Origin of the sequence: Achromobacter spanius, assembly GCF_039673305.1 — a bacterium.
Lineage (GTDB): Bacteria > Pseudomonadota > Gammaproteobacteria > Burkholderiales > Burkholderiaceae_B > Achromobacter > Achromobacter spanius_F.
On the sequence record NZ_JBDJLJ010000007.1, the window covers coordinates 140,788 to 162,440 of the forward strand.

General features: G+C 65.9%; 21 protein-coding genes and 1 riboswitch. Of the genes, 2 read left to right on the forward strand and 19 right to left on the reverse strand.

Translation table 11 applies throughout. The features are described from left to right. Positions 1-35: 35 nt before the first annotated feature. The 3 genes from ABE485_RS09475 to ABE485_RS09485 all read right to left on the reverse strand — a co-directional run bounded on the left by ABE485_RS09475 (position 36) and on the right by ABE485_RS09485 (position 3,745). Entirely contained in the window at positions 36-2,153 is a 2,118-nt protein-coding gene (locus tag ABE485_RS09475; RefSeq protein WP_346515031.1) for a 5'-nucleotidase C-terminal domain-containing protein, read from the reverse strand. Between the two features lie 74 nt (positions 2,154-2,227). Beyond that, entirely contained in the window at positions 2,228-3,043 is an 816-nt protein-coding gene (gene thiM / locus ABE485_RS09480) for a hydroxyethylthiazole kinase (protein WP_346515032.1), read from the reverse strand. A gap of 29 nt (positions 3,044-3,072) precedes the next feature. Further along, positions 3,073-3,198: riboswitch (TPP riboswitch) on the reverse strand. Positions 3,199-3,286: 88 nt separating this feature from the next. Beyond that, on the reverse strand, positions 3,287-3,745 hold the full coding sequence (locus ABE485_RS09485) for a DUF2846 domain-containing protein (RefSeq protein ID WP_346515033.1): 459 nt from the start codon (positions 3,743-3,745) through the stop codon (positions 3,287-3,289). Between the two features lie 256 nt (positions 3,746-4,001). On the opposite strand from ABE485_RS09485, the gene ABE485_RS09490 reads away from it, so the two are divergent. Next, on the forward strand, positions 4,002-4,637 hold the full coding sequence (locus ABE485_RS09490; protein WP_346515034.1) for a glycoside hydrolase family 19 protein: 636 nt from the start codon (positions 4,002-4,004) through the stop codon (positions 4,635-4,637). 87 nt (positions 4,638-4,724) lie between these two features. On the opposite strand, the gene ABE485_RS09495 is transcribed toward ABE485_RS09490, so the two are convergent. The 16 genes from ABE485_RS09495 to ABE485_RS09570 form a co-directional block, all read right to left on the reverse strand. Then, positions 4,725-5,681, reverse strand: a complete 957-nt coding sequence (locus tag ABE485_RS09495; protein ID WP_346515035.1) for a Bug family tripartite tricarboxylate transporter substrate binding protein — start codon at positions 5,679-5,681, stop codon at positions 4,725-4,727. Positions 5,682-5,710: 29 nt separating this feature from the next. Beyond that, positions 5,711-6,754 (reverse strand): uroporphyrinogen decarboxylase family protein, encoded by a 1,044-nt coding sequence (locus tag ABE485_RS09500; protein WP_346515036.1) that lies wholly within the window; start codon positions 6,752-6,754, stop codon positions 5,711-5,713. Between the two features lie 272 nt (positions 6,755-7,026). Continuing rightward, positions 7,027-7,476, reverse strand: coding sequence for a PA2169 family four-helix-bundle protein (locus ABE485_RS09505; protein WP_346515037.1), 450 nt, complete (start codon positions 7,474-7,476; stop codon positions 7,027-7,029). An 87-nt stretch (positions 7,477-7,563) separates the two neighbouring features. Next, positions 7,564-8,850, reverse strand: coding sequence for a M28 family peptidase (locus ABE485_RS09510; RefSeq protein WP_346515038.1), 1,287 nt, complete (start codon positions 8,848-8,850; stop codon positions 7,564-7,566). A gap of 49 nt (positions 8,851-8,899) precedes the next feature. After that, complete coding sequence (locus tag ABE485_RS09515) at positions 8,900-9,877, reverse strand: Bug family tripartite tricarboxylate transporter substrate binding protein (protein ID WP_346515039.1); 978 nt, start codon at positions 9,875-9,877, stop codon at positions 8,900-8,902. 125 nt (positions 9,878-10,002) lie between these two features. Then, positions 10,003-10,926 (reverse strand): LysR substrate-binding domain-containing protein, encoded by a 924-nt coding sequence (locus tag ABE485_RS09520; protein WP_346515040.1) that lies wholly within the window; start codon positions 10,924-10,926, stop codon positions 10,003-10,005. A gap of 53 nt (positions 10,927-10,979) precedes the next feature. Continuing rightward, positions 10,980-11,936 carry an alpha/beta hydrolase gene (locus ABE485_RS09525; protein WP_346515041.1) on the reverse strand — a complete coding sequence of 319 codons (957 nt, stop codon included), beginning with the start codon at positions 11,934-11,936 and terminating at the stop codon, positions 10,980-10,982. A gap of 55 nt (positions 11,937-11,991) precedes the next feature. Continuing rightward, positions 11,992-12,975: a quinone oxidoreductase family protein gene (locus tag ABE485_RS09530; RefSeq protein WP_346515042.1), complete on the reverse strand. Its 984-nt coding sequence runs from the start codon at positions 12,973-12,975 to the stop codon at positions 11,992-11,994. Between the two features lie 33 nt (positions 12,976-13,008). After that, on the reverse strand, positions 13,009-13,779 hold the full coding sequence (locus ABE485_RS09535; RefSeq protein ID WP_346515043.1) for an SDR family NAD(P)-dependent oxidoreductase: 771 nt from the start codon (positions 13,777-13,779) through the stop codon (positions 13,009-13,011). 53 nt (positions 13,780-13,832) lie between these two features. Further along, positions 13,833-15,014: an iron-containing alcohol dehydrogenase gene (locus ABE485_RS09540; RefSeq protein WP_346515044.1), complete on the reverse strand. Its 1,182-nt coding sequence runs from the start codon at positions 15,012-15,014 to the stop codon at positions 13,833-13,835. 33 nt (positions 15,015-15,047) lie between these two features. Further along, the gene (locus ABE485_RS09545) at positions 15,048-16,016 is read right to left on the reverse strand and encodes a Bug family tripartite tricarboxylate transporter substrate binding protein (RefSeq protein ID WP_346515045.1); all 969 of its coding nucleotides are present in this window, start codon (positions 16,014-16,016) and stop codon (positions 15,048-15,050) included. A gap of 73 nt (positions 16,017-16,089) precedes the next feature. Next, a complete protein-coding gene (locus ABE485_RS09550; RefSeq protein ID WP_346515046.1) occupies positions 16,090-17,718 on the reverse strand; it encodes a flavin-containing monooxygenase in 1,629 nt (542 codons plus the stop codon). Positions 17,719-17,816: 98 nt separating this feature from the next. Continuing rightward, a complete protein-coding gene (locus tag ABE485_RS09555) occupies positions 17,817-18,230 on the reverse strand; it encodes a (R)-mandelonitrile lyase (RefSeq protein WP_346515047.1) in 414 nt (137 codons plus the stop codon). 88 nt (positions 18,231-18,318) lie between these two features. Further along, the gene (locus tag ABE485_RS09560) at positions 18,319-19,287 is read right to left on the reverse strand and encodes a Bug family tripartite tricarboxylate transporter substrate binding protein (protein ID WP_346515048.1); all 969 of its coding nucleotides are present in this window, start codon (positions 19,285-19,287) and stop codon (positions 18,319-18,321) included. Between the two features lie 27 nt (positions 19,288-19,314). After that, a complete protein-coding gene (mmsB, locus tag ABE485_RS09565; RefSeq protein WP_346515049.1) occupies positions 19,315-20,196 on the reverse strand; it encodes a 3-hydroxyisobutyrate dehydrogenase in 882 nt (293 codons plus the stop codon). Position 20,197: 1 nt separating this feature from the next. Beyond that, complete coding sequence (locus tag ABE485_RS09570; protein ID WP_346515050.1) at positions 20,198-20,584, reverse strand: carboxymuconolactone decarboxylase family protein; 387 nt, start codon at positions 20,582-20,584, stop codon at positions 20,198-20,200. Positions 20,585-20,710: 126 nt separating this feature from the next. Here ABE485_RS09570 and ABE485_RS09575 point away from each other — a divergent pair, with 126 nt between their 5' ends. Then, a complete protein-coding gene (locus tag ABE485_RS09575; protein WP_346515051.1) occupies positions 20,711-21,613 on the forward strand; it encodes a LysR substrate-binding domain-containing protein in 903 nt (300 codons plus the stop codon). The last annotated feature ends 40 nt before the right edge of the window (positions 21,614-21,653 follow it).

Here is a 21,653-nt window from a genome sequence, read left to right on the forward strand (position 1 = left end):
CGGGCGCCCCGTCGCGGGGCGCCCGCCCGATCTCCTTACAGGCTGAGATCGATCGCGTAGCGCGACAGTTGCGTCGTCGGGTCCGGCGTGGCGTCGTACACCGAGACATTGGTCACGCCATGCGCCGCGGCCATTGCCAGGGTGCCCGGCACCGACGGGAACACCACCGGGCCGGCCAGCGCGCCCAGCTGCTTGAAGCGCCAGCTGCGGTCCAGGCCATAGGTGGCCAGGTCCAGCGTCGGGTTCTTCTTGATGTAGCTGATCAGCACGTCGCGGCTCGCGTCGGGCGCCTGCAGCACGATGTCGCCCTTGCCCCCGGCCAGGCCCGGGAAATCCCCGCCGCCGCTGGCGCGGTAGTTGTTGGTCACGACCAGGAACTGCGCGGCCGGATCCAGCGGCGCGCCCTGGTACGTCAGTGCCGTGATCCGGGAGCCTTTCGGCTGGGTCACGTCGATTTCGTACTGCAGGCCGTTGCCCGGCGCGTACAGCACGTCGAAGTTGAAGGTCGGGAAGCTGGTGTCGATCAGGTCCTGCGGCGCGACCTGGGCGGGGTCGATCTGCTTGAACTGCTCGGCCGTCTTTTCCAGCCACTGGCGCACGATGTCGCCGCTGACCCGCACCACTTGCAGGGTGTTGGGATACAGGTAGAGATCGGCGGCGTTGTTGATGGCGATGTTGCCCTGCTTCACATAGGTGAAGTCGCCGGGCCCGTTGCGGCCGCCCTTGAAGGGCGCGGCGGCCGACAGGATCGGCAGGCCCGCATAGGACGGACTGTTCTTCGCGATGTAGTCCGTCAGATAGTCGATCTGCGCCATGTTCACGACCTGCAGCGCGGACACGTCGCCCGCCAGCGCGTAGTACGTGGCCATGTCGAACTGGCTCTGCCCGATCGGCGTCTTGACGTAGTCGATGGTGGCCGCGTGCTCGGCCTGCACCAGCTGCTGCACCGCGGCGTCCGGTTCGACATAGGTGGCGGGCGTGGAGCCGCTTTGCGCGGTCAGGCGCGTGGAAACGCGCTGCACCTGGGTCGCGTCCTTGCGCACCTGCCAGCCCTGGTCGTAGGCCAGCTTGAGCGTGATCTGCCCCAGGTTGTTGCCCCACTGGCCGGCCTGCACCGTCGGTACGCCATTGATCAGGCCTTTCTCCAGTTCTATACCCGGCTGGCCCGCGAATTGCGACTTGGCGTTGGTGTCGGGGAACAGCAGGTGCTGGTGGCCCGTGATCAGGGCGTCGATCCCGGCGACCTGGCTCAGGTAGCCCGCGCCGTTCTCCATGTCCGGCGAGTAGGCCGTCGCCAGATCGATACCGCCGTGCGCCAGCGCCACGACCAGGTCGGCGCCCGCCGCCTTCATTTCCGGCACATAGCGCGCGGCGGTTTCCTTCCAGCCCGTGACTTCCACATGGCCTTCCAGGTTGGCCTTGTCCCATTGCATGATGGGCGGGGGCGCAAAGCCGATCACGCCAACCTTGAGCGGAACATCGATCGAGTTGCCGCTGGCGTCCGTGGCCTTGAAGGTCTTGTCCAGCAGCACCCAGGGCTTGAAGATCGGCTGCTTGGTGGCCGCCGAGATCACGTTGGCCGACACGAACGGGAACGCCGGCGCCGCGCAGTCCTTCGCGCCGGCCGGGTTGGTCTGCGCCGTGCCCTTGCCGATGCCGGCCAGCCCGAAGTCCACATTGGTGATCTGCGACAGGAAGGGCAGGCCGTAGTTGAACTCGTGGTTGCCCATGGTCGCCGCGTCGTAGGACAGCAGCTTCATCTGCTTGTAGATCGCGATCACGCCGGAACACTGCACCGGCGACACCAGCGCCTGGTAGTCCGACAGCGCAGTGCCCTGGATCGTGTCGCCGTTGTCGAACAGCAGCGTGTTGGCGTGCTGCCTGCGCGCATTGGCGATCAGCGTGGCCGTGCGGTCCACGCCATAGCTCTTGTCCTCGGCCAGCTTGTAGTAGTCATAGCCCAGCACATTGGCGTGCAGGTCGGTCGTGGCCAGGATGGCCACGTCCAGCGTCGACCCCTGCGGGATGCCGGCCGCGGGCGGCGTCTCGGGCGCGGCGTCGTCGTCGTCATCGTCGCCGCCGCAGGCGGACAGGCCGGCAACCAGCGCGAAGCTGGCGGTCAGCGCGAAGATCTTGCGTAGGTGTGGCTTCACCGTCTTTCCTCCGGGTTGAATGGAGGAATTTTGGGGACGGAGTGTGACCTACCCGTGACATGGGCGGTGCGGGATCAACGCAGCGGCGATTCCCGCGTCAGGCAGCCGGGTTCCAGCGCCGCGAGCGCATCCAGGAAGCGCCACGCGAATGAGCCCGGGCCTTCGGCCTGCGCGGCGGCCCGCCGGCCGGCGATGCCAAAGCAGGACAGGGCGGCGATGGCCGCGTGATACGGGTCATCTTTGGACACGGCGGCAAAGGCGCCCACGACGGCGCTGAGCGCGCAGCCGGTCGCCGTCACCCGCGGCATCAGCGGCGATCCGCCGCCGATGCGGATGGCGCGCTCGCCATCCGTCACGAAATCCACTTCGCCGGTGACCGCCACCACCGTCTGGCTGCGCTCGGCAATGTCGCGGGCGGACTGCTCCGCCTGCGCCACGGCATCGCGCGCATCGACCCCCTTGCCGGCGCTCCGTCCGCCGGCCAGCGCGATGATCTCTGACGCGTTGCCGCGGATGATCGCGGGCCGAAGGTCCAGCAGCCGCCCGATGGCGTCCCGGCGGAACGCCGTGGCGTGATGCGCGACCGGATCCAGCACCCACGGCGTGCCCGCCTGTCCGGCCGACGCGGCGGTCAGCAGCATGCTGTCCAGCCAGGGGACGGAGAGGGTGCCGATGTTGATCACGACCGCGCCGGCTATGCGCGCGAATTCGGGCGCTTCCTGTTCGGCATGCACCATGGCGGGCGACGCGCCGATCGCCAGCACGGCGTTGGCGGCGTAGTTCATGGAGACGAAATTGGTCAGGCACTGCACCAGCGGCGCGTCGCGGCGGACGGCGGCCAGGAGATCCCGGGAGCGGTGGGCGAGGGCTTGCAGATCGGAATGCGTCATGCCGGGCGGTCCTTGCGCGGGGGACGCGCGCCCGCGGACACGCACCATCCCTACGCCAGTGTTATCTGGATCAGGTTCGACGGGTCGCCGTGCATTGCCTGCGGAGCAGGCCAACGGATTCTCAGCGCCTTGGCGGCGCTCCCCGGGTGGATGGTTATGTTCCGGGGCGAAGGAGGAGGTGTCAAGCTGCCCGGGCAGAGGCGCGGGCAGCGTCGTGGCCGATTCTTTCGAACGGCTGGTCGCTCAGTCGCAATGGCCTTCAACAGCCAGCTTCAGTTCAGGCTTGGAAATAACACGTTGCCCTTCTTCTTCCGAGACTTGTTCCACGCCGGCGCCGCCAACAAATACACCCAGTTTGATGAATTGTCGTACGAAGTAATTTTTGCCCGCGTCCATTGTCAGCAGGAGATCGTTCGGGGAGAACTCGGATTCAGTCGATACCTTATGCGGTTTATCGCCTTCGACTTGGGTGTAGAAGAAGACCCTGTCGGCGGTTTCGCCAAGGCAATTGCCGTCGATATACAGGTTTTTCTTCAGCGCTTTGCCGACGAAGCTGTCCCGATAGATGTAAAGCCCGGATTTTCCGTCATCCGGCGCGGCAAAGGTTTTCGCCTTCTGGTTGCTCTCTTCGGGAGCCAGGGGAATCTTGGCGCATCCGGTCACTACGAGCATGGCGCCGCTGGCAGCGGCCAGTTTCAACATATTTTTGGTCGTTCGGTTCATTGTTGCGAGAGTAAACAGTTGGGGAATACGCACCCATTTCAAATACTTAAAATAGGGGCGTGTATCTAAAGCTGTCGAAGTGTTTCATAAATATCGTGACATGTCCATGATTCGCCAGCCTGGCGTGACGAAGCGAACGGCCCGGATAAATTGACGGCGGATATACCCAAAATGAGGTATTCATCGCGCAGGTGCTTGGCTCAAAATCATCCCCTCCGCAAAAAGGGGAAAAATCATGCTGAGTCCCGATATGCTTTGGCAGGCCTTTCCCAATTGCAAAGATCCGGGCGCCTGGGTGGATGCGCTGATTCCCGCATTCCAGAAATACGAAATCGAAACCCCGGATCGAATAGCGAGCTTTCTCGCACAGACCGGCTATGAATCAAGCCAGTACAACCGTCTTGAGGAAAACCTGAACTACACGACCGCCGCGCGGCTGACCCGGGTTTGGCCAAGGCGCTTTCCGGACGAGGCAGCAGCCATGCCGTATGTCAATAACCCGCAGAAGCTCGCCAACATGGTGTATGCCAACCGGATGGGCAACGGCGATGCGCAAAGCGACGACGGCTACCGGTTTCGGGGCAGGGGCATCATTCAGCTGACCGGACGCAGCAATTACGAGTCGGCGGGGGAGGCCTTGGGCGTGGACCTGCTCAACGCGCCCGAACTGCTGTCTGAACCGAAATGGGCCGCGATGAGTGCGGGATGGTTCTGGCAATCGCGCGGGCTCAATGAACTTGCGGATGACCGGACCCATGATGAGGATCTTGAGGATTTCGCGCGGATTACGCGTCGCATCAACGGCGGAGTGGCCGGTTTGAAGGAGCGCTTCGCCCTGTTCAAGCGCGTCTACGCGGAACTGGTGCGATGAGGGCGTTCACGGCGCGGGAGCCGTCCGGCCATGCGCCGCGGGTTGCCTGCCTTGGCGGCAGGCGCGACCCGAGTTGTGTTTCACCCTTCAATTCACCGTGATATTGGCCGACTTGATCACCTGCGACCAATGCGCCGTATCCTGCGCCACGGTGCGCCCGAGCTGTTCGGGGTTCTGGTAATTCACCCGCACGCCCGCCTCATTGGCGGTCTGGATGAGTTCCGGCATTTTCAGCCCCGCTTCAAGCGCGGCGCTGATCTTCCGCACCACGGCGTCCGGCGTGCCGGCCGGGGCGAACAGCGACACCCACGCGTCCAGCTCGAAACCGGGATAGCCTTGCTCGGCCGCGGTCGGCACGTCGGGAATCATGGGGTGGCGGGCGGCGCCGGCCACCGCGATGGCGCGCAGCTTGCCCATCTGCACGTGGCCGATCACCGAGGGCGGCGTGGTCACGAAGAGCTGGACGCGGCCGGACAGCACGTCCTGGATGGCCGGGCCCGAGCCCTTGTAGGGCACGTGCACCATGTCCGTGCCGGTCATCTGCTTGAAGAGTTCGGTGCCCACGTGCGGCACCGAGCCGCTGCCTTGCGAGGCGTAGTTGATTTCGCCCGGGTGCGCCTTGGCATAGGCGACGAGTTCCTTCAGGTTGTGCACGGGCAGCGAGGGATGCACCGTCACCACGTGCGGCGCCACCGCAATCATGCCGACCGGCTTGAAGGACTCGGCGCTCCAGCGCAGGCCGGTGAACATCGACGGGTTGCCGGCGTGGTACATCGAGTACGACGCCAGCAGGGTGTAGCCGTCGGGACGCGCGGATGCGACCACGCCGTAGGCGATGTTGCCGCTGGCGCCGGCGCGGTTGTCGATGACGGTGGGCTGGCCCAGCGCGGTGGCCAGCGGCTCGCTCGCCAGGCGCGCGGCCAGGTCGACGATGCCGCCGGGCGGCACGGGCACGATGATCGTGACCGGATGCGTGGGAAAGTCCTGGGCAGCCGCCAGCGGCGCGAGCAGGGAGAGGGAAAGGGCGATCAGTTTGCGCAACATGGCAGAAACCCGGGGCGGCGGTTGACGAGTCAGGCAGAGGCGCGTTCGGCCAGTTCGGCGCGCACGATCCTGGCGCCGTCGACCATGGCCTTCATCTTGCCGAAGGCGACGTCGCGCGGCAGGTACTTCAGGCCGCAGTCGGGCGCGATGATCAGGCGCTCGGGCGCCACGTGCGGCAGGGCGCGCCGGATGCGGGCGGCGACAACGTCGGGATGCTCGATCTCGTTGGTGGACAGGTCCAGCACGCCCAGCATGATTTCCTTGTTGGACAGGGAGTCCAGCACCGCGCAGTCCAGGTTCGATTGCGCGGTCTCGATCGAGATCTGGTGGGCCGAGCAGCCGCACAGTTCGGGCAGGAACGAGTAGCCGTTGGGACGCGCGTGGATGACCGCGGCGTAGCCGAAGCAGATGTGCACGGCGGTGCGGCCGTTCACGCCTTCCAGGGCGCGGTTCAGCACTTCGACGCCATACTCGCGGGCCTTTTCGGGGCGGGCCTGCATGTAGGGCTCGTCGATCTGCACCACGTCGGCGCCGGCCGCGAACAGGTCGCGGATTTCTTCGTTGACGGCCTGGGCGTAGTCGTAGGCCATCTCGGCGTCGGACTTGTAGAAATCGTTCTGGGCCTGCTGCGCCATGGTGAAGGGGCCGGGCACCGTGATCTTGATCTGGCGGTCCGTGTTCATGCGCAGGAATTGCACGTCGCGCACCTGCACGGCGTGCTTGCGGCGGATCTTGCCCGTGACGCGCGGCACGGGGTTGGGGTGGCCGCTGCGGTCAAGGGCGGTGCCCGGGTTGTCCAGGTCCACGCCTTCCAGCGCGGTGGCGAAGCGGTTGGAATAGCTTTCGCGGCGGACTTCGCCGTCGCTGATGATGTCGATGCCGGCGGCTTCCTGGTCGCGGATCGCCAGCAGCGTGGCGTCGTCCTGCGCCTGCTCCAGCCATTCCGGTGCCACGCGCCAGAGTTCCTGTGCGCGCACGCGGGGCGGGAAGCGGTCGCCGAGGCGCTTGCGATCGATCAGCCAGTCGGGCTGGGAATACGAACCGACGAGCGTGGTGGGCAACAGGATGGACATGCGGACTCCGAACGGAAAAGGCGTAAAAAGGCGAACCCGGCTTTATAGGCGATATAGCGTGAATTGGGTTTGCGGGCAGATTGAGGAAAATTCACGCAAAGCCGCGCGGGAACGCGTTCGGAGATTTTTGGGCCACCTGGGGGACAGCCGCGTGCAAAGCGGGCAAGCGGCGGCGCGCCCGGTGCGGACGCGCCGTGAACGGCAGCGCCAGGCCTGGCGCTGTGTCGGGGGGCAACGCGCGCCGCGGCGCGCCCGGGAGAACGCCGGACCGGTTACGTCGCGGCCCGGTAGCGGTCCCGCAGATCGCGGATCTGGTCGTGATTGCGCAGTACGCCTTGATACTGGCGTTCGACGATCGCGCGCACATTCTCCGGCAGCATGTCCTTCAGGGCCTTGGAGTAGGCCGCTTTCGCCACGTCCTCGCCGCGCTCGCATTCCTCGAGCAGCACCAGGTCAGTCCGGCTGGCGACTGCCGCCTTGATGTTGGTCCAGCCCCGGTGCATGGCGCCGGACACGGTGCCGCTGTCCTCGGGCTTGCCGCCCAATTGACTCACCAGGGCCTGCAGTTCCGCGGCGCCGGTGCCGCAGTCGCGCGCCCGGTTCCGGAACAGTTCCTGCAATTCGGCGGTCTTGGTGTCGTCGGCCGCGGCGGCGAAGCCCTTTTCGCCATCCTTCGAGGTTTCGATGAGGTCGTTCAGTACCTTGATTACATGGTCCGCCATATCGGTCTCCTTGAATTTCATCCACCAGGCGGCGTCTGCCGCCTGTCGAATGGAAGACTCAGCATGTAGCGTGCCTGACCTGGCCCCCTAGGCGGCGGGGCAGGTCGATCCGGCCTTCAGGTCGTCGAGTTCCTGGTCCGTCATGCCCAGGGCCAGCGACGCCATCGCGCAAGTCACCGCCAGGGCTTTGCGCATTTCGCTTTCCAGGATGATGTCCGGGACGTCGCCGCGCGACAGGATGTGGCGTACGCGCGATTGCGGATTTTCAAAGCCGGCCACCAGGCGCAGCGCGGGAATGCCGTGTTTCGCGAAGTTGGCGTGGTCCGAATTCGGCATGAAGGGCAGCCAGTGCGACAGCGGCACACCGGCCCGGTCTGCGGTCGCGTCCACCACCGCCGCCAGGGCGGGGTACTCGCTGATCAGCGCGCACAGGGCGTCGTCGCCCGCGACGGTGTCCAGATTGATGTTGAGCTTCAAGGCGTGGCGTTCGGCAGCCGGCATGTCGGCCAGATAGCGCGCCGACCCCGCCAGCGCCCACTCTTCGGCGGTGAAGAAGCACACGCGCAGTCCCGGCGTGTCCGGACCCACGCGCTGCGCCAGGATGCGGGCCGCGGCCAGCGCAACGGCGACGCCCGTGGCGTTGTCCAGTGCGCTGTTGCCCAGGTGGTGCCCATCCATGTGCGCGCTGATGACGATGCGGCTGTCGCGTCCGCCGGGCAGGTCCAGGATGCCGGCGCAGGCCATGGAATCCCGCAGTTCTTCTCCCTGGATCTGCAGGCGCACGCGCGCGCCGGGCGTTGCGCTCAAGGCCAGGGCGCCTTCGTGATCGATGTAGGCAGCGGGAATGCCCGCGCCGTCGCGCGGCCGCCCCGACGATCCGGACAAGGGGCCGGCGCCCGGCAGCGTATTGGCGATCAGGAAGGCGGCGGCGCCCTGCGCCACCGCCATGTCGTACTTGCGGCGGCGATGCACGTGGCCCCGGGAAAACGGGTACTCGTGGCGGACCAGCACGATCTTGCCGCGCACCGCATCGCCCGCACGCGCAAAGTCTTCGGGGCGGCCGGCGCCCAGGTCCAGCACGACGCCTTCCAGGCCCGCCGCATCGGTCGACGCCGAGCGCAGCAGGGGCACGCAATCCAAACTGGCGGGGCTGTCGCCCAGCAGGGTCAGGCTGCCCGACAGGCAGCGCCAGCCATCGTAGGGCACGGCCACCCGGCGCACGTCGGGGCCGACCTCGCGCAGGCGTTCCAGCGCCCATGCCATGGCCGCTTCATCCTGCCCGGAGCCGGACAGGCGTCCGCCAAAACCACAGATGGTTTGAAAATCGTTCATCAAGGCCGCGTCATCGGCGGCCGCCTGTTGCCAGGATGTCATTGTTGTCTCCGGCGCCGCGCAGCCATGCGCGCGGCGCATGCAGCTTGGGTTATTCGAAAGTGATGTTGGCGCGCTGGACGACGTCGGCCCAGCGGTCGAAGTCCTGCGCCAGCAGCGCCTTCAAGGCGGCGGCGCTGGTATCGGACGGAAGATTCATGCCCACGCTGGACAGCCGCTGCTTGACGGCGTCGGACTGCATGACCTTGGCCATCGCGTCCGCCAGCTTTTTCTGCACGTCCTCGGGCGTGCCGGCCGGCGCCACCAGGCCCCACCAGCTTTGCACGGTCAGGCCCGGGTAGCCCAGTTCCTGGAAGGTCGGCACATCGGGCGTATCCGCCTGGCGCGAGGGCGAGGACACGGCCAGGGGTTTGATCTTGCCGCCCTGGTACAGCGCCACGGCGGTGGGCATGGTGGTGAAGCTGGCCTGGATCTGGCCGCCGGCCAGGTCGTTGACCGATGCGGACGCGCCCTTGTACGGGATGTGCGCCAGCTTGGTCTGCGTGGTCAGCATGAACAGCTCGGCCATCAAGTGCGTCAAGGAGCCGTTGCCGCCCGATCCGATGGAAATCGTGTCCGGCCGGGCGGTCGCGGCGGCGACCAGGGACTTGATGTCCTGCGCCTCGAACTTGGGATTGACGAACAGGTAGGTGGGCGACAGGCCCAGCAGCGTGATGGGCGCGAAATCCTTTTTCGCGTCGTATTTCACGCGGTCCTTGTACAGCGCCGGGACGATCGTGAACGGCACGTCCGCCAGCAGCAGCGTATAGCCGTCGGGCGCTTCGGTGGCCACATAGGCGGTGCCCAGCATCGAGCCCGCGCCGGCGCGGTTTTCGACGATGATGGACTGGCCCAGCTGGGCGCTCAACTGGTCGCTGATGGCGCGGGCCACGACGTCGGAGCTGCCCCCCGCCGAGTAGGGCACCACAATCTTGACGGGCTTATCGGGATAGGCGGCCGACGCCGTTTGCGCGGCGGCCAGGAGCGAGGGGACGGCCAGGGCGGCCAGCAGTTTTTTCCACTTGAACATGATTTTTCTGGTGATCCATGAGAAATTTCACGTCATTGTGGTGGCGGCCCGCGCGCCGGGCAAAGGAAGTATGCGCATGGGATATTCCAATCTGGAATACCGATCGCGGCCAGGCGTCCCGGCCGTTACGCAAGGCCGCCATAGCTGCGCGTCCGGGCATTGAGCTCCTGGCCCTGGGCGATGACCCAGTCGCAAAACGCCTGGCAGTACGGACCGCCGACATTGGGGCGCGGTTGCATCAGGTGATAGCCGTAGCGGCCCTCGACGGTCTCGCCGAAAGGACGGACCAGCTGGCCGGCGTCCAGCTGGTCCATCACCATGCACAGCGGCATGATGCCCGCGCCCAACCCGTTCATCACGGCCGGCAGCAGTATCGAAAAGCCTTCATATTCCGCCGCGGTGGCGGCGGGGCCGGACCACAGCGGCGCCACGTCGGCCCGCCATTCGTCCCAGCCGTAGCCGCGTTGGGCGCGCTTGAGCAAGGGCAGCTGTGCGATGTCGTCCACTGACTTGACCGGATGGCGCTTGAGCAGCGCCGGCGCGGCAACCAGCGTCATTTCGCGGCCGCAGAGATACTGCGCGCTCATGCCCGACACGTAGCCCGTGTGGAGCTGGATTTCCGCGTCGAACCGTTCCGAGCGGTCGCGCGCGTGCAGCAGGCGAGGGCGGATGTTGACGCGGATCTCGGGGTGCGACTCGAAGAACTCGGACAGCCTGGGCAACAGGAAGAACTGCGCAAACGACGGCGACACCGCCACGTTCAGGGCGACGCGCGAGGCGGGATTGGCGACCAGCGCGTCCGCCTCGTCGATGAGGCGCACCGCCGCGCTGATGCGTTCCAGGTACAGGGCGCCGGCGTAGGTCAGGCGCAGGCCGGCGGGCATGCGCTTGAAGAGGGCGGTGCCCAGGCGGTCCTCCAGTGCGGCGACGTGCTTGCTGACGGCGCTTTGCGTCAGGTTCAGGGCTTCGGCGGCGCGGCTGAAATTCAGGGTTTCGGCGGCGGTGAGGAAAATGCGCAGCGAGGAGAGGGAATTGCGGGTGCCTTTCATGGGGCGGGGGCGTGGCGTTCGGGAAGGGGTAATGTACTTCCTGCGCCGGGATGTCAGCGGTTGGCTCCGATACCGGCCCCCGACCCGCCGAAGGCCTCGATCAACGCCCGCGTGTAGTCGCCGCGCAGACGTTGGGCCAGAGAGCTCCCGCCGACGCGGTTGAAGGAATGGAACGCGCCGGGATAAACGTGAAGCTCCGACGAAACGCCCGCGCGGTTCAGCCGCTGCGCATATTCCAGGTTCTGGTCGAAAAACAGGTCAAGCGCGCCCACGGCCAGAAAGAGCGGCGGCAGGCCGCTCAGGTCCTTCGCCCGGGCGGCGGATGCGTAGGGCGGCAGGGTATCGGCGCCGTACCGTTCCGCCAGATAGGCTTGCCAGGCAAATCGATTGCTGTTTTCGGTCCAGACGAACTCGCCAGAAAAGGGATTTGCTGCGGCCGGCGTCCGATCGTCCAGCATGGGCGCGATCAGGACCTGGGAACAGATGGGATATTTCTTTTCGTCGCGCGCCTTCTGCGCCAGGCAAGCGGCCAGGCCTCCGCCGGCGCTTTCACCCTTCAGGGCGATTCTGTCGCGGTCCACGCCCAGCGAGGCCGCCGACGCGTGGAGCCACTCGAGGACGGCGTGGCAATCGTCCAGGCCGCCGGGATAGGGAGTCTCGGGCGACAGCCTGTAGTCGACCGAGACGACCATGCAGCCGCAGCGCAGCGCAAGCTCGGCATTCTCATTCAGGCATTCTTCCGGCTTGCCCATGACGTAGCCGCCGCCGTGGATATGCATGACGGCGGGCATGGGCGCGGCGACGCCGCGGGGCGTGAAAACGAGGACGCGGACGGCCGCGCCGGGCGGGCCGACATACCGTTCTTCCACGCTGAGGTCGTCGGAGGCGGCGCGCTCATCGACGGGCCGGGTGGCGCGCAGGAGGATCACCCGGTCGGCGTCCAGGTCCACGGTGGCATATTGGGCAATCCAGGTCTGCAGTTCGGGATGGACGAGATGGCGGCTGGACAAGGCATTCTCCGTGAGGCGGTAGTCGATTGGGGCGCAAGGATCTGGCCTGGCGCGGCTAGCAGGAAGCCGCCCGGGTCAGGACGATTTTTCCAAAATGCCGGTTGTTGCGCATCGCCTCGAACGCGTCCACGGCGCGCTCATAGGGCAGGCGCATATCGATCGGCAGCGCCAGCCGTCCGTCCTTCAGGGCATCCCAGAGGTCTACGCGGATCCGGTCGGCGAGTCCGCCGACATTCTCCACATCCCGGGTTCGGAACGTCATTCCAAGATAGCGGATACGGCGCAGGGCATGCAGGTCGAAATCGAAGGAGCCGGATTCCCCAGCCAGGCGTCCCACGTTCACAATGGCGCCGCCGATGCGGACCGCGCGCAGGTTGTCGTTGATGTGCGGACCGGCAAGAAAGTCGACCGATATGTCGACGCCGTTGCTGTCAGTGGCGGCCAATACCTGCGCGACCCAGTCCGGATCGCTGGTGTCGACCGTCAAGTCCGCCCCGTACGCGCGGAGTCTTTCGCGCCGTGCGGGGCTCGTCGAGCTTCCGATGACGTGCCCCGCGCCCAGGATTTTCGCGACCTGCAGGGTCATCAGGCCGACGCCGGACGATGCGCCGAGCACCAGGACCGACTGCCCCCGCCGAAGGCCGGCCTGTTCGGTAAGCACCGTATGCGCGGTGCGCACGGCGATGGGCAGGCAGCTGGCCGCTTCCCAGGACATCGTGGCATTCGGAATGGGGAACGCCCGCCGCCAGTCGGTCACGGCGTATTCGGCGAAACCGCCCAGTCCGGAGCACATGACGCGGTCGCCGGGCTTGAACCGGGTGACTGCCGATCCCGCCTGCACCACTTCTCCGGCCCATTCCAGGCCCAGCGGTGAACCGGCCCCGCCATGTTGGCCGTGGCTGCGCCCATCGACGAGGAAAAGGTCCGCGCGATTGAGCGAACTGGCGGCCACGCGCACAAGGATTTCCGTGGCCGCGGGCACGGGAATGGCGACGTCGCGAAATGCCACGCTGTCTTCAGTCTTGATCAACGCCCTCATTGGCCTTGCTCCGGTTTTCGAAGGGGATTGCCGTCAGCGGACCAGGCGCCAGCCGCCGTCGACGGTGAATTCCGCGCCGGTGATGTAGCTGGCTTCGTCCGAGGCGAGAAAAGTCGCCAGATGGGCGACGTCTTGCGGCGTGCCCATTCCGAATGGCACGCGGCTGGCCGAGTCGGCGCCGGTGTAGGGCGACGCTTCGCTGCGCATTTTCTTCTGCTCGCGGATCGACTGGAGCATGCCGGTGTCGATCTGGCCGGGATGCACGGAGTTGCAGCGCACCCGCAGGCCATCCCGGGCGCCGAACAGCGCGACGGTCTTGGTGAGTTGCGTCACCGCGCCCTTGCTGGCGCCGTAAGCGGCGTTTTGCTGGGTGGGGTAGTAGCCTCCGACCGAGGACAGGTTGATGATCGAGCCGCTGCCGCGGCGCTGCATGGCTTTCATCATTTCGCGGCAGCCCAGGAAGGTGCCGTCGAGGTTGACCGCCATGACGCGCCGCCAGTCATCCAGGGTCATTTTGTCCAGGGCGCCATCGACCACGTTGCCGACAATGCCGGCGGCGTTCACCAGGATGTCGATCGGCCCCACGGACTGTTCCGCTCCCTGGATGGTGTCCCGCCAGCCGGACTCGCTGGTCACGTCCAGTTCCAGATGAGCGTACCGCGCGTCATCCGGCGCGTCTTCGGCGGGGGAAAGGTCGCAAACGATGACGGTGGCGGACTCTTCCAGAAATCGCCGCGCGCAGGCCGCGCCGATGCCCCTTGCGCCGCCGGTGATCATTGCGATCTTGCCTTTCAGTCTGTCCATGGATATTTCCGATTTGGTCTCGGGTTTGGAGTGCGCGATGAGCCGTATCGGCCTCACCACGCGAGATGCAGGATTTCCAGCAGGTCGGCGCTTGTCCGGACCGGCCTGGGGTTATGGCGCGCAACAGGATCGTGCAGCGCCTTGTCGGCGATGGCTTGCAGTTCGGGCTTCTGGACGCCCGCATCGCGCAGGCGGGTAGGAAGGCCCAGCGACGCGATCAGGGCCTCGATGGCGTCGGCGGCAGGGGTGTCGGGGCAGCCGAATGCCTGGCTGATGATCCGCTGACGCGCGGCGTTCGCCGGCAGGTTCCAGCGCATCACCGACGGCAGAAGCACGCAGGACGTCAATCCGTGGGGAATGAGGCTGTGCGCGCCCAAGGCATGTCCCAAGGCATGGCTTGCCCCGACGCGCACGCCGGCGTTGCCGCCCGATATGGAGATCCATGCGGCCAATTGGCATTGCTGCCGGGCGTCGAGGTCGTCGGGGGCGTCCTTCACGCGCGGCAGGAAGCCGTTCAGCATCTCGATGGCCTGTTTGCCCATCGCGTCGCTCATCGGATGCGGCCGCAGAGAGGCCAGTCGCTCCACGGCATGATCCAGTGCCTTGATGCCGCTGGCCAGAAACGTCGGGAGGCTGACGGCCGCGGTAAGCGCCGCGTCATAGATCACCGCCCGCGGCGCCATCATCGCGTGGCCGAAGATCCGCTTCTCGCGGGTAAGCGGATCGGTGACGCCGGCGAAGAAGGTGAATTCCGCGGCGGACAGCGTGACCGGAATGGCGGTGATGCGCAGCCATTGCGCGTCGCTGTCGCCGCGGCGGCTGGGATCGACCGAATCGATGGCGGGCAGCTTGCGGGGATCGAAGCCGGCCGGAACGGCTTCGCTTACCCAGAATGCGACTGCCTTCGCCGCATCGATGACGGACCCTCCGCCAATGGCGACCAGATGATTGGCCCCGCTTGCACGGACCCGGTCGGCGGCCTGCATGACGGCGGGGAGGGGCGAATGCGCGGGGACGCCGAAGAACCCGCCGACCAGGCGGTCTCCCAGGCTGCGTTGCAGCGCCCTGTACGCGGGCGTGTCGTCGAAGCCCGGGGCCGACATGACGAAGACCCTGCAGTCCGCGTGACGGTCGAGTTCGGACGACAGGGCGTCCTGGAATGGCTGGCCATGCAGCACACGTTCCAACGCGTACTGGCGGAACAGCCCGGGCGATGCTTCTGTTCTGTGCTGCACCTGGAAGGTCTCCTTCGATTCGCGCGATCGGGGTTACTTCGCCTTGATGCCCAGCCCCTCGGCCACTTCGACCCAGAACTTCTTGTCGTCCAGGTCGGCCTGAACCGCTTTCGGCCCATCCAGGAACGCCGGCGAGTTGCCTTGCCTGATCAGCCATTCGTTGACGTCCGGCAGGTTGATCGACTGCTGCAGCGCCGCCGACAGCTTCTTCCTGACCGGCTCCGGCACGCCGGCGGGGGCGTACATCACCCAGCGGGCCACGGTTGGCTTCTTGCCGTCGAAATCGATCTTCTTGTCGACATAGCTGGGAACGTCGGGCAGCAGGTTCGAGCCATCGACGCAAAGGATGAGCGCCCTTGCCCTGCCGGACTGCACCAGTCCCAGCCCGGTGATCATGTCGACCGTGGCGACGTCCACATGCCCGCCCTGCAGGTCGGTCGTGATCTGCGCGACGGATTTGTACGGGATGTGGGAAAGATTGGCCTTCATGCTGTGGCTGAGCAGTTCACCGCAGAAGTGCCCGGTGCTGCCGTAGCCCCAGCTGGCGTACTGGACGCCGCCGGGCGTCTTGCGGGAGCGATCCGCCAGTTCCTCCACGGTCTTGACAGGAAAATCGCTTCTCACCACCACCATGGTCGGGGCGCTGGCGATCTGCCCGATCGGAACGAAGTCCTTCGTGACGTTGTAGTTGATGTTGGGGTTGCTGGCGGGCACCAGCACATTTCCGGAAAAGCTGCCGAGGATGATCGTGTATCCGTCCGGCGCCGCGAGCGCGACGTGGGACATGGCCACGGCCCCGCCGGCGCCGGGCTTGTTTTCGATGATGACGGGCTGCTTGAGAATCTGGGACATCTTTCCGCCCAGCAGGCGCGTCAAGGTGTCGGATCCGGTGCCGGGGGCTCCCGCGGTGACCAGCCGGATGGGCTTATCCGGAAATTCGGCGTGGACGGGGGACGTGGCAAGCGCCATCGCTGCCAGGGCAGCGGCGTAGATCTTGGGCATTTTCTTGTCTCCGCAATGGTTGTCTTCTTATGTGACCTTGGCTTTCGGCCCCGCATGGCGGGCCCGGAGCCTGCTACTTGAATACGAACCCCGTGTATCCCTGGGCGGCGATGTTCGCGCACGTCTTCCGGTAGCTGTGGCCGACGTAGGGCATGAAGACCCGCGGCTTTCCCGGAATGTTGTCGCCCGTGTACCAGGAGCTGGCTTTCGGGAAGAGCGTCTGGTCGGCGACCTGGGCGACATGGGCCGTCCATTCGTCCTGGGCCTTGGGCTCGACGTCGACGGTCTTCTTGCCCATCCGGTGCATGGCCGCGATCAGGTCGGCGATGTATTCGACATGATGTTGGCCATGCTGGAGCACGTTGCCGATCACGGACGGGCTGCCCGGGCCCGTGACGGTAAAGATGTTCGGAAAGCCGGACACCATCAGCCCGAGGTACGAGGACGGCCCTTCCGACCAGGCCTCTTTCAGGCTGGCGCCGTCCTTGCCCTGGATGTCGATCGCCAGAATCGCGCCCGTCAGCGCATCAAAGCCGGTCGCCAGGACCAGCGCATCGAGTTCATATTCGCCCTGGCTCGTCTTGATTCCATTGGCCGTGATCGTTTCCAGCGGCTGCTGTTTCAGCGAGACCAGCGTGACGTTGGCCTTGTTGTAGGTCTGGAAGTACCCGGTATCGACGCAAAGCCGCTTCACGCCGAGCAGCGAATTCGTGGCGCAGAGCGCGTCGGCCGTGGCAGGGTCTTGCACGATCTGCCGAATCTTCTCTTTGACGAACGCGGCCGCGCCTTCGTTGACTTCTTCGCTGGTCAGCACATTGGGAAAGGCGTGCAGGAAGGAGCTTGCGCCGCCTTTTTCCCAGGCTGCCTGGAACACCTGTCGCTGTTCGTCGGGCGACGGAACCGGCGCCTGGGCGGCATCGGGCGGAACGCGGCCAAAGCTGTCCAGGCTTTCCACGAACGTGGCGATCGATTCGTTGAACTGTCGATGATCCGCGTCCGTGAGGGGCACATTGATTGCCGGGACGGAGTAATTCGGCGTCCTCTGGAAGACATACAACTGCTCGGCCTCTTTGGCGATCATCGGGATCGCCTGAACGGCCGACGAACCCGTGCCCACCACGCCCACGCGCAGTCCGGTGAAGTCGATGCGTTCCTTGGGCCACTTGCCCGTATGGTAGATGGGGCCCTTGAACGAGGCCATGCCGGGAATCCGGGGCATGTTCGGCACCGATAGATTGCCCGTCGCCAGGAGACAATACCGTGTCCGGATGCGGCTCCCCTGGTCGGTCGTGATGAGCCAGGTTTCCGTTGCCTCGTCGTAGACCGCGCTGCTGACCTTGGTGTTGAAGCGAATCAGGCCGCGCAGGTCATACCGGTCCGCGACATGGTTGATGTAGCTGAGGATTTCCGGCTGGGCGGCATACTTTTCGCTCCAGCGCCAGGTCTTGGAGAGTTCGGGGCTCCAGGTATAGGAATAGCTCAGGCTCGGAATGTCGCAGCGGGCGCCGGGGTACCGATTCCAGTACCAGGTTCCGCCCACGTCGGACCCGGCCTCTATCCCGATGACCGACATCCCCATCTCGCGAAAGCGGTGAACGGCATACAGGCCGCTGAATCCGGCGCCGATCACGACGACGTCGCATGTTTCCATGGACGTCTGCGACGGGTTTTCTTCGCCTGGAGGGTTGGCGTGCGGGCTCATCTTGGGGTCTCCTTGCATAGGTATGTTCTTGGGGCGCACTACGCCCGGGTTTGACGGGATGCCCCGTCATGCCCAAGCAGGATGTCTTCGATGGGAGGTCAGTCGATCAGGCGCTGCGCGGCAGCGTAGTCGTCTTCGCTGACTTGCTCCATCCAGGTCGCGTACTGTCCGTCCAGGCGCTCGTGCATGGCGATATGGGTCATGGCGTGCAGCGCGGTCGCGCCGTGCCAGTGCTTTTCGCCGGGCGCGATCCACACGCAGTCGCCAGGCCGGATGACCCGGGCGGGTTCGCCCATCAATTGGACCAGGCCCGTGCCCGCCGTGACATACAGCGTCTGGCCGTAGGGGTGGCTGTGCCAGGCGGTGCGGGCTGCCGGCAGAAACGTGACGCGCGAGGCATTGAGCCGTGCGGGGTCGGGAGCAACGACGATGGGTTCCGAGAGCACGGTTCCCGAAAAATATTCGGCCGAACCGCGGTTGGTTCGTCCTTCCCCATTTCTTACAACCTTCATGCTTGTCTCCATGCGGGAAGCGCGCTTCGGCGCGGTTTCCCGCTTTTTAGTTATAGAGCGGCAAGGTTTCGGAAGCCTGCGGCCCGGGTCAGTTCGAAAGATCGATGCCGGACGTTGCGATGACCGTCTTCCATTTTTCGCTTTCCTTGTGCAGGAAGGCCGAGAACTGGGCCGGCGTGTTCGGCTCGACATAGGCGCCCAGCGTCTTGAACTGGGCCTGGAAGGCCGGGCCCGCCACTGCCTTCATGACGGCGGCGTTCAGCTGTTCGACGATCGCGGGCGGGGTGCCCGCGGGCGCGGCCAGTCCGAAGTACGAGGATATTTCGTATTGCGGATAGCCGGACTCGGCGACGGTCGGCACGTCCGGAAAGGCATCGGACCGCTTCGCGCTTGTCACCGCCAGCGCCTTCAGGTCGCCGTTGCGTATCATGGGCGCGACGGTCGACAGGTTGTCGAACGCCGACGTCACGTCGCCCGAACGCACCGCCACCAGCGCGGGGCCGCTGCCGTTGAAGGGCACGTGCAGCATCTGGGCGCCCGTGGCCTGCCGGAACAGTTCTCCGCCCAGGTGCAATGACGAGCCCACGCCGGGCGATCCGTAGGAAACGGATTTGGGATTCGCCTTGGAATAATCCACGTAGCCCTTGACGTCCTTCACGGGCACGTCCTTGTTGACCACGATCACGTTGGGGACCTGCGCGACCAGGGCGATCGGCGCGAAGCTGTCGAGCGTGTATTTCTGGCCCTTGTACAGATACTGGTTCACGGCCAGGCCGAAGGGAACCATCAACAGCGTGTAGCCGTCCGGCGCGGCGCGCGACACAAAGGTGTGCGCGACGTTGCTGTTGGCGCCCGGCTTGTTCTCGACGATGAACGACTGCTTGAACTGATCCGACAGCTCTTTGGCCAGGGTGCGCGCGAGCAGGTCGGTGCTGCCGCCCGCGGCGAACCCGACCACGATCGACACCGGCCTCGCGGGATAGCCGTCCTGCGCCCAGGCGCCGGACGCAGTGACGGCCAGGGCCGCCGCGATCAGGGTGTGCTTCAGGTAATTCATGGATGTCTCCTGCTGCCGATGCCGGTCTTATGCCGACTGGGCCGATAGAAATTGATAAACGATGCCATTGTCGCGGTCGCCCAGTCCGGCGTTCGCGCACAGCTGATAGAGATGCGTCGCGGCTCCGCCCAGCACGGTTGCGGCGCCGCTCGCCATGGCGGCTTCTTGCGCCAGCACCATGTCCTTGAGCATCAGGCTGGTGGCGAAGCCGTTGGTGTAATCGCGGCTGCTGGGAGAGCTTTCGACCAGTCCTGGCACGGGGCAGGTGCGGGTCAGCGCGAAAGCCTGCGCGCTGCCGGCCGACGCAACTTCGAAGAAGGTGCGCTCGTCGACGCCCAGTTGCCGCGCCAGCACGAATGCTTCGCTGATGGCGATCTTGATGATGCCGGCCGCCATGTTGTTGCAGATCTTCACGGCCTGGCCGTTACCCGCCGCGCCTGCATAGACCAGCTTGGCGCCCATGACGGCCAGCACGCCGCGCATCGCCGAGAACACGGCTTCGTCCCCGCCGATCATGAACGTGAGCGATCCGGCCTGCGCGCCGCCCACGCCGCCCGTCACGGGGGCGTCCAGCGCCGCCAGCCCATGCTCCGCAGCCAGCGCGTGCAGCTTGCGGGCGCTGGGCACGCCGATGGTCGAACAATCGATGAGCACCTGGCCGGGCCGCACGTGCGGCAGCACCTGCGTCGCGACCACGTCGAGCACCACCGCGCCGTTGGGCAGCATCGTGATGATGACGTCCGCGTCTTCGACCAGTTCGCGAATGGAGCCGGCTGCCCGGCCGCCCGCCTGCACGAAGGCCGGCCTGTCGACCGTGTCGTAGCCAATGACAGGGTGCCCCTGGGCCAGCAGGTTCGTGGCCATGGGCAGCCCCATCGCGCCCAGCCCGATGAATCCGATGCGCGTCATGTCAGGCCTTCTCGATCAGGTTTTGGGCCGCCAGGACCTCCTCGGCGGCGCGGATGGCTTCGACGCCGGCGGGAACGCCGCAGTAGATCATGGCCTGGAGCAGCACTTCTTTGATTTCGTCCACGGTGCAGCCGTTGTTGAGCGCGCCCACCACGTGCATCTTCAGTTCGGCGCCCTTGCCAAGCGCGGTCAGCATCGCAAGGACCAGCAGGCTGCGGGTGCGGTCGGGCAGGCCGGGACGGCCCCAGATCGCGCCGAAGCAGTAGGTCTCGACGAGCTCCCGGGCGTCGTTGTTGAAGGCGTTGCGGCCCGCTTCCCGCTTTTCGAAATACTGTTCGCCCAGCACGCGGCGCAGCACGTCGCGCCCGGTTGCCTGAAGGTCATTCATCTTGTCTCCTGGTTGCAGCCTGAGAAGTCGGCCGCCTGCGGGCTATTCTAGGAACGTTGACGCGAGTGCGGATATGCAATTAGTGCGGCAGGTATAGCTGCAAGACATAGGAAGGAGGAGACGACGATGAAATTCAAGCTGCGCCATATGGAGGTGTTCCGCGCGGTCATGCTGACCGGGTCGACCAGCGGGGCGGCGCGCATGCTGTTCGTATCGCAGCCCGTCGTCAGCCGTACGCTGGCCCATATCGAAAGCAGCCTCGGGCTTCCCCTGTTCGATCGCAAGGGCGGCACCTTGCGGCCGACCGACAATGCGCGCGTCATCTTTCGGGAAGTCGATGACCTCTACGGCGCCGCGGCGCGCATCGACGGGCTGGTCGAAAACCTGAAGGAACATCGGCAGCAGCGGATCAGCTTTTCCAGCAGTCCGGCGCTGGGGCTGCGCGTGGTGCCGAAGGCGATCAAGCGCTATCTCGCCACGCAGGCGCCCGCGAGCTTTTCGTACAAGACCAGCCTGGTCAAGGAGATGCCGGCGGACCTGCTGGGCAAGGTCGTGGATTTTTCCCTGTCGATCTGGCCGGTCGATCATCCGAACCTGCGATGCACGCCCGTGTTTGACGGACGGATCTGCCTGGCCGTCCCCAAGGGCCATCCGCTGTCGCGCCAGGCAATGATCAAGCTGGAGGACCTGGCGGGCGTGCCGCTGATTCTCTACCAGCAGGAGATGCCGATGGGCGCCCTGATCCGCGAGCGGCTGCGCGCCGCCGGCGTGGAAGACGGGCCGCTGGTGGAGATCAATCGGTCCGAACAGGCCTGCGCGCTGGTCCACGAAGGCGTGGGCGCGGCCCTGGTCAATGAACTGTGCGTGGACGAGGAGCTGTGGAGCGGGTTGACGGTGCGTCCGGTGGACCTGGAGTTGCCGGTGGCCGTGTACCTGGTCACGTCCGCCTTCGAGCCGCTGCGTCCGGAATGCGAGGTCTTTGTCCGGCTGCTGGTGCAGCAGCAGGCGGAGGCGGCGTCGGGCAGGTGAGGTGTGATCCGGCCTGGATAAATCCGTTCACTCGGAGACC